11 protein-coding genes are annotated in these 13,964 nt (G+C 58.1%); 4 read left to right on the top strand and 7 right to left on the bottom strand.

Annotated features, from left to right (window positions below):
• Positions 1–111: 111 nt before the first annotated feature.
• Positions 112–573, bottom strand: a complete 462-nt coding sequence (locus tag QUE89_RS10900) for a hypothetical protein (RefSeq protein ID WP_286220111.1) — start codon at positions 571–573, stop codon at positions 112–114.
• A gap of 97 nt (positions 574–670) precedes the next feature.
• Here QUE89_RS10900 and QUE89_RS10895 point away from each other — a divergent pair, with 97 nt between their 5' ends.
• On the top strand, positions 671–3,595 hold the full coding sequence (locus tag QUE89_RS10895) for an insulinase family protein (RefSeq protein ID WP_286220110.1): 2,925 nt from the start codon (positions 671–673) through the stop codon (positions 3,593–3,595).
• Between the two features lie 75 nt (positions 3,596–3,670).
• On the opposite strand, the gene ppsR is transcribed toward QUE89_RS10895, so the two are convergent.
• A complete protein-coding gene (gene ppsR, locus QUE89_RS10890) occupies positions 3,671–4,486 on the bottom strand; it encodes a posphoenolpyruvate synthetase regulatory kinase/phosphorylase PpsR (protein ID WP_286220109.1) in 816 nt (271 codons plus the stop codon).
• A 204-nt stretch (positions 4,487–4,690) separates the two neighbouring features.
• Here ppsR and ppsA point away from each other — a divergent pair, with 204 nt between their 5' ends.
• On the top strand, positions 4,691–7,027 hold the full coding sequence (gene ppsA / locus QUE89_RS10885; RefSeq protein WP_434784107.1) for a phosphoenolpyruvate synthase: 2,337 nt from the start codon (positions 4,691–4,693) through the stop codon (positions 7,025–7,027).
• A gap of 29 nt (positions 7,028–7,056) precedes the next feature.
• Positions 7,057–7,536 (top strand): ribonuclease E activity regulator RraA, encoded by a 480-nt coding sequence (gene rraA / locus QUE89_RS10880; protein WP_286220107.1) that lies wholly within the window; start codon positions 7,057–7,059, stop codon positions 7,534–7,536.
• Between the two features lie 101 nt (positions 7,537–7,637).
• On the opposite strand, the gene QUE89_RS10875 is transcribed toward rraA, so the two are convergent.
• From QUE89_RS10875 to QUE89_RS10865, 3 genes are all read right to left on the bottom strand, one after another.
• Entirely contained in the window at positions 7,638–7,928 is a 291-nt protein-coding gene (locus tag QUE89_RS10875; RefSeq protein ID WP_286220106.1) for a PilZ domain-containing protein, read from the bottom strand.
• A gap of 4 nt (positions 7,929–7,932) precedes the next feature.
• The gene (locus tag QUE89_RS10870) at positions 7,933–8,604 is read right to left on the bottom strand and encodes a TIGR04211 family SH3 domain-containing protein (RefSeq protein ID WP_353506786.1); all 672 of its coding nucleotides are present in this window, start codon (positions 8,602–8,604) and stop codon (positions 7,933–7,935) included.
• Positions 8,605–8,729: 125 nt separating this feature from the next.
• A complete protein-coding gene (locus QUE89_RS10865; protein ID WP_286220103.1) occupies positions 8,730–9,029 on the bottom strand; it encodes a YciI family protein in 300 nt (99 codons plus the stop codon).
• A 120-nt stretch (positions 9,030–9,149) separates the two neighbouring features.
• Here QUE89_RS10865 and QUE89_RS10860 point away from each other — a divergent pair, with 120 nt between their 5' ends.
• Complete coding sequence (locus QUE89_RS10860) at positions 9,150–10,028, top strand: PHP domain-containing protein (RefSeq protein WP_286220102.1); 879 nt, start codon at positions 9,150–9,152, stop codon at positions 10,026–10,028.
• Here the strand turns inward: QUE89_RS10860 and QUE89_RS10855 are convergent.
• Together QUE89_RS10855 and rne are read right to left on the bottom strand one after the other, a co-directional pair.
• Positions 10,025–10,567, bottom strand: coding sequence for a YecA/YgfB family protein (locus QUE89_RS10855; RefSeq protein WP_286220101.1), 543 nt, complete (start codon positions 10,565–10,567; stop codon positions 10,025–10,027). The genes QUE89_RS10860 and QUE89_RS10855 overlap by 4 nt on opposite strands.
• Before the next feature lie 3 nt (positions 10,568–10,570).
• Positions 10,571–13,822: a ribonuclease E gene (gene rne, locus QUE89_RS10850; protein WP_286220100.1), complete on the bottom strand. Its 3,252-nt coding sequence runs from the start codon at positions 13,820–13,822 to the stop codon at positions 10,571–10,573.
• Positions 13,823–13,964: the final 142 nt, after the last annotated feature.

Below are 13,964 nucleotides of genomic sequence, written 5' to 3'. Positions count from 1 at the left end.
ACCTCTTGAACCAGCAGTTTTAGAATTCTTATTACCTCTCCGCATCTTACCCAGTGCGTGCAAACTTATGTAACACAAAGTGTTTGGAGTTTTTTGAGAATGCAGGACAAATCACATTTTGTCCGGAAGCTGGTCAACATTGAGTTGTTCCCATGACCTCATGTAGACATCGGCTTCGTATTCATAAGGTGAGCGGAACGGGGTGAGTACAAAGTCGAAGACCAGGAAGATAAAGCCAATGGAGGCCCAGGCAATAGACAGGGTGCTGATGGTGGTGGCCTGAACTTCGGGGTTGGAATCCACGAAATCTTGCAGCAGTGGGATCAGGTCGGTTGCCATCACTACCGGATTAAAGCTCGACAGCACAAATGGAATCCAGAAGGCGATGAAAATCGGGAAGAATCCGAACGACCACAGCAACCGGCGCAGCAGGTAAATGGCAACTTCCCGCCAAAAGCGTTGTCTGATCTCGGGTACCCTGCGCACGCGCTCTAGGTATCTGCGGCGCTCGGCCCAATAGGCGGCGACTTCAGGCGCGTCCACTGCGCGGGTGTGTGGGGAATAGGTTGTCATGGAACGCCGGTTACCTTGTCGCTGCTGGACTGTGCATGATAATCGATACTACGTGTTACCCTACAAGTCTCTAATCGTTAAAGACAGGATAGTTTGAATGGCTGCAGTGATCGACAACGCAACCCATCCGGCCTTTGAAAAGCTTCGCAGTCACCGGATTGCGACTCTCAATCTAGACATTGAAGAATATCGCCACAAGAAAACCGGCGCCCGTCACCTGCACCTGGCGGCCGATAATGACGAGAATGTGTTTTTTGTCGCGCTGCGGACTTTCCCGATGGATTCCACCGGTGTCGCCCACGTTCTGGAGCATACCGCCCTGTGTGGCAGTGAGCGTTATCCTGTTCGCGACCCGTTCTTCATGATGATCCGTCGCTCCCTGAACACCTTTATGAACGCGTTCACCAGCAGCGACTGGACCGCCTATCCGTTTGCCAGCATGAACCGGAAGGACTTCGACAACCTGTTGTCGGTGTACCTGGATTCCGTGTTCTTCTCCTCGCTGGATCCGTTGGACTTTGCCCAGGAAGGTCACCGCCTGGAGTTTGATACCCCGGACGATCCCAAGACTGATCTGGTGTACCGGGGTGTGGTCTACAACGAAATGAAAGGCGCCATGAGTTCGCCTACCTCTCAGTTGTGGCAGAACCTGAGCAGCCATCTGTTCCAGACCACCACCTACCACTACAACAGTGGCGGCGAGCCGGATCATATTGTGGATCTGAGCTATGACGATCTGGTGAAGTTCTACCGTCATCATTACCACCCGAGCAACGCCATCTTTGCCACTTACGGCAACATTCCGGCCCATGAGCATCATGAGCGTTTTGAAGAGCTGGCACTGAAGCGGTTCGATCGGCTGGATATTGAGCTGCCGGTGCGCGATGAGAAGCGCATGTTCTCACCGGTTCGGGTAGAGCAGGGTTACGCCGTCAACGAGGGTGAGGGCACCGACAACAAGACCCACATTGTGATGGGCTGGTTGCTGGGCCACAGCTTTGATCTGCAGGAAAATCTGGAAGGCCAGTTGCTGTCGGCAGTGCTGCTGGAGAACAGTGCCTCGCCGTTGATGCGAGCGCTGGAAACCACCGATCTGGGTCATGCCCCGTCGCCCATGTGCGGGCTGGAAGATTCCAACCGCGAAATGACGTTTGTCTGCGGTATCGAAGGCAGTGAGCCTGATAAGCACAAGGATCTTGAGGCGCTGATTGAAAGCACGCTGCTGCAAGTGGCCGAAGAGGGCGTTAGCGAAGAGCGTCTGGAGGCCATCCTGCATCAACTGGAACTGCACCAACGTGAAATTGCCGGTGACCAGTTCCCATACGGCCTGCAACTGATCATGACCGCCATCTCACCGATGGTGCACGGCGGCGATCCGGTAGAACTGCTGGATCTGGAGCCGGTACTGGCCACCCTGCGCGAGAGAATCCGCGATCCGCAGTATGTGCCGAGCCTGATTCGCAAAAAACTGCTGGAAAACCCGCACCGGGTCACCCTGACCCTGCGCCCGGATGAGAAGCTCGAAGGCCATCGCCAGCAGGCCATCACTGAAGCCCTGGCCCGCCGTAAGGCCGAACTGACCGACGACGAAGTGAAGCAGATTGTCGATCGTGCCCAGGCGCTGGAAGAGCGCCAGATGCGCAAGGATGACGACTCCATCCTGCCCAAGGTGGATCTCACCGATGTGCCGCTGCAGATGCCGGAGCCAGAATCCCAGTACGACGGTGACATTGGCGCTACTGTTTTCGCCCGGGGCACCAATGGCCTGGTGTATGAGCAGGTTGTGGTGCCGGTACCGGAACTGACCGAAGAAGAGCTGTTGCTGGTGCCGTACTACACCACGCTGATTTCGGAAGTGGGTTGTGGTGACCTGGATTACCTGCAGATGCAGGATCGTATTTCGGCCGAATCCGGCGGTATTGGCGCCTCATTCAATGCCAAGGGTCGTATCGACGATGTTCAGGACCTGACCGGCTACCTGGTCTTCAATGGCAAGGCCCTGGCCCGCAACCGCAGTGAACTTACCCGTCTGCTGCGGGATGTCTACACCAGTGCCCGGTTCGATGAAACCGACCGGATTCGTGAAATCATTGCCCAGATTCGCGCCCGTCGTGAGCAGGCAGTAACGGGCAGCGGTCATGCCCTTGCTATGGGCGCTGCTTCCCAGGGCATGGGCCCGGGTTCCTGGCTGTCGTTCCGGCTGGGTGGTCTTGCCGGTATTCGCGGCACCAAACAGCTGGATCAGGCCTTGAAGGATCCGAAAGAGCTGGCTGCGTTCTGCGACAAGCTGGCGGCGCTGCACGACAAGATTCGCAATCAGGGCCGTGAGTTCCTGGTGATTGGCGAGGAAGCCCAGTTGCCGGCCATGGTCGACGATTTGAAGTCCTGCTGGCAGGGCGAGGCGGGCACTGAAACGTCCAGCTGGACCATGGAGCCGGTCGACTACACCACCCGTGAGGCGTGGTTGACTTCAACGCAGGTGAACTTCTGTGCCAAGGCCTATCGCACTGTGCCGGTGGATCATCCCGATGCGGCCGCACTGACGGTACTGGGCGGGTTCCTGCGTAATGGCTACCTGCACCGCACCATCCGCGAGAAAGGGGGTGCTTACGGAGGTGGTGCCGGTCAGGACAGCGTCAATGGCACGTTCCGGTTCTTCTCATACCGGGATCCGCGCCTGGCGGAGACTCTGGACGACTTCGACAAGTCTCTGGAGTGGCTGCAGGAAGCGGAGCACGACGAGCAGGAACTGGAAGAGTCCATCCTTGGCGTTATTGGTCAGCTCGACCGCCCACGCTCTCCGGCGGGTGCGGCCCGCCATGCCTTCCATAACAAGCTGTTTGGTCGCAGCCCGGAGCAGCGTTCCCGGTTCCGTGAGCGTGTGCTGGCGGTATCGCTGGACGACATCAAGCGTGTGGCCGCCACCTGGCTGGTGCCGGAAAATGCCAGCACGGCCGTCGTCACCAATCCGGACAACCGCGACGTGGTGGAACAGCTGGGATTGGCGATAGAAGAAATGTAAGCCGCTTCGGCGGAAACGAAAAAAGAGGGCCATCTGGCCCTCTTTTTTTATGCATCGACTTTGTGCCGGTCTGGCTCAGCGATTCCGTTTCAGCCCCGTGGTTACCATGATCCGGGTCGAGATTTCTTCCACCGAATAGGCGGTGGTGTTGAGGTAGGGGATGCGCTCGCGCCGGTACATCAGCTCAATTTCCTCGATCTCGTGCATGCACTGTTTCATGGACGAGTAACGGGAGTTCGGGCGGCGCTCGTTACGGATGGTCGCCAGCCGCTCCGGCTCGATGGTCAGGCCGAAAATCTTCTCTTTGTGCGGTTTCAGGGCCGCGGGCATCAACTGGTCCGACAGATCCTCTTCGGTGATCGGGTAGTTTGCGGCCTTGACCCCGTATTGCAGAGCCAGATAGAGACAGGTTGGGGTTTTTCCGCTTCGGGACGCGCCCACCAGGATAAGATCGGCCTCGTCGTAGTGCCGGGTGCGCGCGCCATCGTCGTTATCGAGGGCAAAGTTCACCGCGTTGATGCGGCGCTCGTAACTGCCTTCGTTATTGATGGAGTGCGACTTGCCCACGGTGTAGGACGACGAGGACTGCAGTTCCTGCTCCAGCGGATTCAGGAAGGTGCCGAAGATGTCGATCATGAAGCCTTCGGCAGTGGCGATGATTTCCCGGATGTCGCGGTTAACGATAGTGTCGAACACCAGCGGGCGGGCACCGTCGATTTCTGACGCTTTATTAATGCGGGTCACCATCTCGGTGGCCTTTTCCTCATCGTCGATATAGGGCACAGTCACGCGCTCGAAATCGATTTTCTCAAACTGGGCCAAAAGGCTGTGGCCGAGCGCCTCGGCGGTAAGGCCGGTGCCATCGGAAATAAAGAAAGCAGTGCGTTTCATGGTGTCTCGTCCGGTTCCGTATTTGGCGGGTTCCCTAGGTAATTGCCGCAGGTTACAGTATCATACACGCCAAGTTCGAGACTCCGCAGTGGATATTGCCTGCTTTTACCGCTAGATACCGCTGGCCCGGTTATGCTCTTTGCTTTACAGACTCAAGGGAGACGTGCTTTGGAAGATTACATTATCTGGTTTGATCACCTGGGAATGTCGGATGTTGAACGGGTGGGTGGCAAAAACGCCTCTCTCGGTGAAATGATCAGTAATCTAGCCAACGCAGGCGTGACCGTTCCGGGTGGTTTCGCCACAACCGCGCATGCCTACCGTGAATTTCTGGCCACCGACGGCCTGAAGGACAAGATCGACAACGCCCTGGATGCGTTGGACGTAAACGATGTCAACGAACTGGCCCGCGTGGGTGCCCAGATTCGTCAGTGGATCATCGATACCGATTTTCCCGATGTGCTTGAGAACGCACTGAAAGAATCCTTTGCCACTCTTCAGGCCGGCAATGACAACATGGCCGTTGCCGTGCGCTCGTCTGCCACTGCAGAAGACCTTCCCGATGCCTCGTTTGCCGGCCAGCAGGAAACCTTCCTGAATGTTGTAGGCCTTCAGCAGGTACGCACGTCGGTGAAAGAAGTGTTTGCCTCCCTGTTTAACGACCGCGCCATTTCCTACCGCGTGCACCATGGCTTTGATCACAAGCTGGTGGCGCTGTCCGCTGGCATCCAGAAGATGGTACGAAGTGAAACTGCTGCCAGTGGCGTAATGTTCACCCTGGATACCGAGTCCGGCTTCCGCGATGTGGTCTTTGTGACCGGCTCCTATGGCCTGGGCGAGACCGTGGTACAGGGCGCTGTTAACCCTGATGAGTTCTACGTACACAAACCGACCCTGGAAGACGGCCGACCAGCGGTACTGCGCCGCAACCTCGGCAGCAAGGCCATCAAGATGGTCTACAACACCGCTGCGGACGCCGAAGAGTTCGTCGAAACCGTTAAGGTTGAGCAGGAAGACCGCAACCGCTTCTGCATTACCGATGCAGAAGTTGAAGAACTGGCCAAGCAGGCCATGATCATCGAGAAGCACTATCAGCGCCCGATGGACATCGAGTGGGCCAAAGACGGCGACGACGGCCGAATTTACATCGTGCAGGCCCGCCCGGAAACGGTTAAGAGCCGTGCCTCCGTCAATGTCATGGAGCGCTACCTGCTGAATGAAACCGGCAAGGTGCTGGTCGAAGGCCGCAGTATCGGCCACAAGATTGGCAGCGGCCCGGTGAAGGTTATAACCAGCATTAAAGAGATGGACCGTGTGCAGGCCGGTGACGTGCTGGTCACCGACATGACCGATCCGGACTGGGAGCCGGTCATGAAGCGCGCGTCGGCTATCGTTACCGATCGTGGTGGTCGTACCTGCCACGCGGCAATCATTGCCCGGGAGCTGGGTATCCCTGCCGTGGTGGGTTGTGGCGACGCCACCGAGTTGCTGAAGGAAGGTCAGGAAGTGACCGTGTCCTGCGCCGAAGGCGATACCGGCATGATCTACGAAGGCGCTCTGGACTTTGAGTTGCGCGAGAACACTGTGGATTCCATGCCCAACATTCCGTTCAAGATCATGATGAACGTGGGCAACCCGGACCGTGCCTTTGATTTCCAGGCGTTGCCGAACGAAGGCGTTGGCCTCGCCCGGCTTGAGTTCATCATCAACCGCATGATTGGCGTGCATCCCAAGGCGCTGCTGAACTTTGACGGCCTGCCACGTGACATCAAGCAGACCGTTGAAAAGCGCATTTCCGGCTACAGCTCGCCGGTCGATTTCTACGTCGACAAGCTGGTTGAGGGTATTTCCACCCTGGCGGCGGCGTTTGCACCCAAGAAAGTGATCGTTCGCCTGTCTGATTTCAAATCCAATGAGTACGCCAACCTGATTGGCGGCACGCTTTATGAGCCGGATGAAGAGAACCCGATGCTCGGCTTCCGCGGTGCATCCCGCTACATTTCCGAAACCTTCCGGGATTGTTTTGAGCTGGAATGCCGTGCGCTGAAGAAAGTGCGTAACGAAATGGGCCTCACCAACGTGGAAGTCATGGTGCCGTTCGTTCGGACCGTGGGCGAAGCAGAGCAGGTGGTTAACCTGCTGGCGGAGAATGGCCTCAAGCGTGGCGAGAACGGCCTGCGCGTCATCATGATGTGCGAGCTGCCGGCCAACGCGTTGCTGGCGGAGCAGTTCCTCGAGCACTTTGATGGCTTCTCCATTGGCTCTAACGACCTGACTCAGCTGACCCTGGGCCTCGACCGTGATTCCGGCATCATTGCGCACCTGTTTGATGAGCGTAACGATGCTGTGAAGGCACTGCTCTCGAACGCGATCCAGGCCTGCAAGAAAGCCGACAAGTACATTGGTATCTGTGGCCAGGGGCCGTCTGACCATCCGGATCTGGCCAAGTGGCTAATGGACCAGGGCATCGACACCGTGTCCCTGAACCCGGATTCGGTTCTGGATACCTGGTTCTTCCTGGCTGACGAAAAAATCGACTGAGATCCATTTCAGGAAAAGGAGAGCAAACAGTGGCAGATATCATTACCCCGGACCTCTGTGACGAGTTCCCGGAAGTCGAAGTTGTCGAGCCGGGATTTAATAACTACGGCGGTAACAGAGCATTCGGTGGCGAAATCTTCACCGTGAAATGCTTTGAGGACAACTCCGTGGTCAAGGAGCAGGTAGGCCTGCCAGGCAATGGCCGGGTTATGGTAGTGGACGGTGGTGCGTCAAAGCGCCACGCGCTGCTGGGTGACATGCTGGCGGAGAAAGCCGCCAGTAACGGCTGGGCCGGTCTGATCATCTACGGCTGTGTGCGCGATGTTGATGAGATTGGTAACACCGCTCTGGGTGTTCAGGCGCTGGGCACGCACCCGCGCAAGAGTGAGAAGCGCGGCCTGGGTGACCTGAATGTGCCGGTAACCTTCGGTGGGGTGACCTTCCGTCCGGGCGACTACGTCTACGCCGATAACAACGGCATTATCGTCTCCAAGAAGCCTCTGGTCTGAGGCTTGGTTCTTCAGTTCTGAGCCCATTCGTGGGGTAGGGACAAAAAAACGGCGGCCAATGGCCGCCGTTTTTCGTTCTGTTGCTTTTTACGCGTGACTTTTTAGCGTGTGACTTCGCTGATATTCGTTCCCAGCAGGAAGCCGTTGCCTTCCGGCTCGCACCGAATCACTTCACACACGGTTTCCAGTGGCGGAAACTGATCACTGCTGGGGTGTAGCACGGTTTGCAGCTCTTCGCCGGCCTCGACTTCCTGCTCAACGTAGATCTGCATTCCGGCCGCGCTCAAGTCCCGGCAAATGCCCTTGAAGCGGTTACCCTGGCTGTCGGTAATCTCAATTTCCGAATTCACCTGCATGCGGTGAAAATCGCGCTTTTCCGAATAATCCTTCATAGCATCAGGCCCAGTTGTCGGTTTTTCTTGTTGGTTTCAGCATCGGAATGATCAGCGCCAACAGCACGCCTCCGAGTACCAATCCGGCGCCCAGGAGCATGAAATCGGATTCCTTGCTGGCTTCAAGTCGCTCGTTCTCGGCGGTCAGTACTTCGAGATCGTTGCGGATCTTCTGGTTCTCTTCTCGAAGTTCGCGGTTGCGGCGCTCCAGGTTGATGGAGTCCGCGGCAATGCTCTTGATGCGCTGAAGTTCTTCCTGCAGCGTTTCTGAACGCTCCGAGAGGGATGCTTCAGCGTTTTCCAGGGAATTGCGCTGCTCAGTGGTTTCGGATAGCTGCTGCTTCAGCGTGGACAGCTCGCTGCGGGCCTGCTCCAGTTCGCGGTTGGCTCGCTTCAGGCGATCGGCGGCGATGGGGGCGTCGCTCAGGTACTGGCTGGAAACCCAGCCTTCTGTGCCTTTTGGAGTGCGAACCCGGGTGTAACCGGAATCGGTGGTTTCCAGCACCTCCAGTGGGGTGCCGCTGGGAACCGCATTTTCGATGATTCGAAACTGGGTGCCGGCACCGGCTCGAACTGGCAGGTAGAGCTGGTCGTCAACCCAGACGGTTTTGGCCTGGGCCACGGCCACAGAGGACACAACGAAAAGTACACTGATGAGGAGACGGAAAGGCGTCACTGGATACGATCCCTGAGTTAGACGATTAAAAAGTGGTCATTGTTCAAAGGCGCAATTTTGTCATAGATCGTCGGTCGTTCAAGCGGGCCAGCATTACAATAAACTCATGCACTGGCTGGCGGCGCCTACGGCAGCACGACCTTGAACGGTTTTACAACGACTTTTTGGTAGACCCCGGCTTCGATATACGGATCGGCGTCGGCCCAGGCCTGAGCGGCTTCCAGTGAATCGAACTCAGCAACCACCAGACTGCCGCTGAAACCGGCTTCGCCAGGATCCGGAGTGTCGATGGCGGGGTGCGGGCCAGCCACCAGCAGGCGACCTTCGGTTTTCAGCGCGTGCAGACGCTCAAGGTGGGCAGGCCTCGCGGATTGGCGCATGGGTAGGCTGTTTTCAACGTCTTCGCTGATGATGGCGTAATACATACCACTCTCCGGTTGGTCGCCAGTGCATCTGGCAACAAGATCTGACACACGATCAGGGCATGGCTGGTACACTGTTAGGCGAACTGGCGCCTCTGCCAACCACCTGATTCAGGATTTTTAGTGACTATACCGCAAGACCTTGATTTGTGCATCGATCTGCACTGCCACAGCACCGTCTCCGACGGCGCCTTGTCACCGACTGACCTGGTAAGCCGTGCAGTGGAGCGGGGCGTGACCCATCTGGCGCTGACCGACCATGACACCATTGCCGGTCTGGCTGAAGCGCATAGCGCTGCCGCCGAGAAAGGCCTGGAGATCATTCCCGGTATCGAGCTGTCTTGTCTTTGGAAGAGCCGCACTATTCATGTGGTTGGTCTGGATTTCGATCCTGAGAACCCCGCTTTTCAGCAAGCGCTTGAGCAACAGAATGAAAACCGATGGGCGAGGGCGCGGATGATTGCTGATCGTCTGAGCAAGCTGAAGGTGCCTGATCTGTTGGAGCGGGCGACTGCTGCATCAGGTGGTGACGTGCCGGGTCGGCCTCATTTCGCCAAGGTGTTGGTCGAAGCAGAAGTCGTCAGTAACCCCGCTCAGGCCTTTAAGCGCCACCTGGGTGCTGGTAAGCCGGGTGATGTGAAAGCCTACTGGCCGGAGTTGTCCGAGGTGGTGAAGTGGATCAACGATGCCGGTGGGATTGCAGTACTGGCGCACCCGCGCAAATACCAGCTTACCGCGACCAAGCTGCGGGACCTGACCGCGGACTTTCGGCGCGCGGGTGGGCGGGCTATCGAGGTTATAACCTCAGGCCAGTCCAGTGGTGATCTCGGCTTTCTGGTGGAGCTGTGCCGCCGCGAACAGTTGCTGGCATCCCAGGGCAGCGACTTTCACTTCCCGGGGCCTGCCTGGTGTGAGCTGGGCCGTATAATGAAAATGCCAGACGGGCTTGAGCCGGTCTGGCATTATTTCAAAACTCCTGTGGGCGTGCCCGCACCGGTTTAATCCGGTGCGTGGAACAGCAGGTACAGGTCGGTCAGAGAATCCGGGATAGCATCCGCCATTTGCCGTGACAGCTTCTCGCTGTTGCGGACGTTCTGGAAATCCTCGTCTTCGAACAACCCGGACAGCGTCAGCATTGGCACCAGCAGATCTGCGGTCTCCTCCTCGCTGGCCGCTTCCAGCCATTCTTCTTCACGCTCCAGGAAGGTGTCGACAAACCCGGCGCACCAGTTTTCCAGTGCGTTCATCGGGTCGCCGTCTTCCGGTTCTGGCAATTCCAGGGCCTGGCCCATATCCAGGGCGTGGGCCATGGCCGAAGCCAGTTGCTGAACGCAGCTACGGAAGACTTCCGGGACCCCGCTATCTGGCACCGCTTGGACGCCAGTAGCGAGGCGGAAGATTTCTTCCGCGCTCAGTTCTGCCGGGCCGACCACGCTGGCGCAGACGACGCCGTGAAAGCCGAAGAAGTCCAGGGCGTCTTCGCCCCAGGGCTCGGCAAACAGGATGTCTTCCAGCGCATCAATGTCGGAATTGGATAGCATTCTTTAATTACTCCCGGCTTTCTTGGCCTCTTCCGCAGCGCGTTGGCGCTTACGGACTTCTCTCGGATCATTGTAGGCACGGCCCGGTGTTACCGGAACCTCAGCGGCAGGCTTGGCCGCGGCTGCGGCCTTTTCCTGATCTGCTGCTGCCACTGAAGAGGCAGGCTTGGCAGTTTCCGGCTTGGACTCTGCTGCCGCAGGCTTCGGCTCAGGAGCCTTCTCCGCGGGTTTGGCTTCAGCGGTCTTTTGCTCGGGTGCCTTGGCAGCCGTTTCCTTCTGAACGGGCGCCTTCGGCTCTGCCGGGGCTGCCTTGGCAGCCTCTTGCTCAGGCTTCTTCTCTTCAGCCGCTTTTTGCTGGGGCGCTTTCTGCTCCGGGGCCTTTTGTTCAGAAGCTTTTTGCTCTGCTGCTTTCTGGTCCGCCCCTTTTTCCTGGGCGGCCTTCTGCGGAGCAGGCTTCTGCTCAGTGGTCTTGGCCTCTGCTGCCGGCTTCTGTTCCGCCGCAGGTTTGGCTTCCGGGCTTGGAGCCGGCTTGGCTGTGTCGGCCTTCGCCGCCGGCTTGTCCGCTTCTTTGCGGTCTGCGGCCGTGTTGGCTTGCTCGTCAGCCTTGGCTGGCTTGGCTTGCTTCACTGGAGCTTCCTGGGCTGGCTCGGCCTTGGCTTCCGCCTTGGTCTCGGGCTTGTCAGCAGCCTTCGGCTCTTGAGTGCTTTCAGCCTTGGCCGGCTGGGTGTTCTCGGCTTTAGTTGCAGGCTTCGCGGTGTCGGCCTTGGCTTCTGGCTTGGCCTCTGCCTTGGTTTCTGCTTTAGGCTCAGCATTGGCCTGCGTCGGTGCGCCGGCATCCTGGGTTGGCTTGCTGTCAGCCGCCTTCTCCGGAACGGCCTTCTCGCGCGGCTTCTGGCGACCTTCGTCAGCTTTCACATCCTGCTTGCCAGTATCAGCTGCTTGCTCAGGCTGAGTGTCCTTCTGGTGCTTCTCGCTGCGTGAAGCCTTGCGATCGGCCGGGTTGGAAGCCGGAGTTTCAGACGGTGAACCATCGCGGCCACGCTGACGACGAGGCTTACGGGCTTTCTCAGGTGAACCGCCTTTGTCGGCCGAACCGGCTTTGTCAGCGCTGGCGGGTTTCTTGCCAGTATCCTGCTGGGGTTTCTGGTCCTTCTGGTCCCTCTGCTCCTGCGCTTCCTTCTGCTCGCGCTGGGGCTTGTTGCGACCCTGGCCACGACCGCGGTTCTGGTTGTCCCTACGGCCATCACCACCCTTGTTGTCGCCGCCTCGGTTGTCAGCGCCTTTGCTCTCACCGCTCTTGTCGGCTGCAGGGCGTTTCTGGGCGTTGCGGTTCTGGTCATCGCCGCGGTTGCGTCCGCGGCCACGGTTGTCGTCACCACGGCCTTGCTGGCCGCCCTGACGACGGTCACTGCCAGTGCGGTTGCCACCGGAGCGCTGATCGTCACGGGCTACGCGGGATTTGCGACGGTCCTGACGACCCTGATTGCGGCGATCTTCACGAGCAGCCTTGTTCTTGTCGCGGCTCTCTTCGGTCTGAGTTTCTTCATCACTGAAGAAACTGGAGATTTTGCGACCCAGACGACGGAACAGGCCTTCTTCCTGTTCTGAGGACTCGGCGGCTTTCTCAGTTGGGGCAGGGGCCGGTGCACTCGGGCGAATGGCCTTAACGGCCGCTTGTTCGCGAGCCGGGCGCTCAGGCGTCGGTGCCTCGAATACCTCTTCCTCACGCACGCTGTATTCCTGGGCCACCTGGTGGCTGGAAACATGCTCAGGTGTGGTCTCGTCCTGGCGCATTCTCAGAATTTCAAAATGCGGTGTTTCCATGTGCGGAACGGGTACCACAACCACGCTCACTTCCTGGTCAGCTTCGATATCGGCCAGCTGCTTGCGCTTTTCGTTCAGCAGGAAGGTCGCCACGGAAACGGGAACCACGGCACGAACTTCGCCGGTCTTCTCCTTGGAGGACTCTTCGTAAATCAGGCGCATGATGCTCAGTGCCAGCGACTCGATGCCACGAATAGTGCCTTGGCCTTCACAGCGCGGGCAGACTTCGCTGCGGGTCTCTCCCAGTGAGGGGCGCAGGCGCTGACGGGACATCTCCAGCAGGCCAAAGCGGGAAATCTTGCCGACCTGAACTCGGGCGCGGTCAATTTCCAGTGCTTCTCGAATCTTCTGTTCAACTTCACGCTGGTGCTTGGCTGGCGTCATGTCGATGAAGTCGATGACAATCAGGCCGCCCATGTCACGCAGGCGCAACTGGCGGGCGATTTCTTCGGCCGCTTCCAGGTTGGTCTGCAGTGCGGTTTCCTCAATGTCGTGCCCCTTGGTGGCACGGGAGGAGTTGATGTCGATGGACACCAGGGCTTCGGTCGGGTCGATGACGATGGAGCCGCCGGATGGCAGCTTCACTTCACGCTGGAAAGCAGTCTCGATCTGGCCTTCGATCTGGTAGCGGCTGAACAGTGGGATTTCATCCTTGTACAGCTTGATCTTGTTCTCGAACGTGGGCATCACAGCGCGGACGAAGTTCAGAACGTCCTCGTAAACAGTGTTGGAGTCGATCAGCACTTCGCCAATGTCCTGGCGGAGGTAGTCGCGCACGGCGCGGATGATCACGTTGCTTTCCTGGTGGATCAGGAAGGGGGCTTTACGTTCGCCAGCGGCCTGGGTAATGGCTTCCCAGAACTGTACCAGGTAGTCGAGGTCCCACTGGAGTTCTTCGGAATTACGGCCAATACCGGCGGTACGCACGATGATGCCCATGGATTTGGGCACCTGAACGTCGTTCATGGCTTCCTTGAGCTGAGCCCGCTCTTCGCCTTCGATGCGACGGGAAATACCACCAGCGCGGGCGTTGTTGGGCATCAGTACCAGGTAGCGACCGGCAAGGGAGATGAAGGTGGTCAGGGCGGCGCCTTTGTTGCCGCGCTCTTCCTTATCAACCTGGACGATAACTTCCTGGCCTTCGGCGACCACGTCCTTGATGTTGACCTTGCCTTCGATCTGGCCCGGCGATTTCTTGAAGTATTCTTTGGAAATTTCCTTCAGGGGCAAAAAGCCGTGGCGCTCAGCGCCGAAGTCGACAAAGGCGGCCTCAAGACTGGGCTCAACGCGGGTAATTCGGCCTTTGTAGATGTTGGCTTTTTTCTGCTCGCGGGAACTGGATTCGATATCGAGGTCGAACAGACGCTGGCCGTCGACCAGTGCGACGCGCAACTCTTCGGGATGAGTTGCATTGATGAGCATTCTTTTCATGGAAAGAAGAAGTTCCTGTCGTTTAATTTTGACAGAAAACCGTGAGGGATCGCATCAGCGAAGCAGGATGTGCGTGCCGCGGGACTCTTCTACATCAAGAGCAAACCGGCGGCCAGACGAATCAGACCCTTATGGGGTGCGA

This window comes from Marinobacter sp. LA51 (assembly GCF_030297175.1).
In the GTDB taxonomy this organism is placed as follows: Bacteria; Pseudomonadota; Gammaproteobacteria; order Pseudomonadales; family Oleiphilaceae; genus Marinobacter; species Marinobacter apostichopi.
This window is presented reverse-complemented; position numbering and strand designations above follow the sequence as displayed.

Coding starts and splice junctions, on each gene's coding strand:
- rne (WP_286220100.1), bottom strand. CDS start 13,822: ATGAAAAGAATGCTCATCAATGCAACTCATCCCGAAGAGTTGCGCGTC.
- QUE89_RS10875 (WP_286220106.1), bottom strand. CDS start 7,928: ATGAAGGATTATTCGGAAAAGCGCGATTTTCACCGCATGCAGGTGAAT.
- QUE89_RS10900 (WP_286220111.1), bottom strand. CDS start 573: ATGACAACCTATTCCCCACACACCCGCGCAGTGGACGCGCCTGAAGTC.
- ppsR (WP_286220109.1), bottom strand. CDS start 4,486: ATGAAACGCACTGCTTTCTTTATTTCCGATGGCACCGGCCTTACCGCC.
- ppsA (WP_434784107.1), top strand. CDS start 4,691: ATGTCGGATGTTGAACGGGTGGGTGGCAAAAACGCCTCTCTCGGTGAA.
- QUE89_RS10865 (WP_286220103.1), bottom strand. CDS start 9,029: ATGTATTACGCCATCATCAGCGAAGACGTTGAAAACAGCCTACCCATG.
- QUE89_RS10895 (WP_286220110.1), top strand. CDS start 671: ATGGCTGCAGTGATCGACAACGCAACCCATCCGGCCTTTGAAAAGCTT.
- QUE89_RS10855 (WP_286220101.1), bottom strand. CDS start 10,567: ATGCTATCCAATTCCGACATTGATGCGCTGGAAGACATCCTGTTTGCC.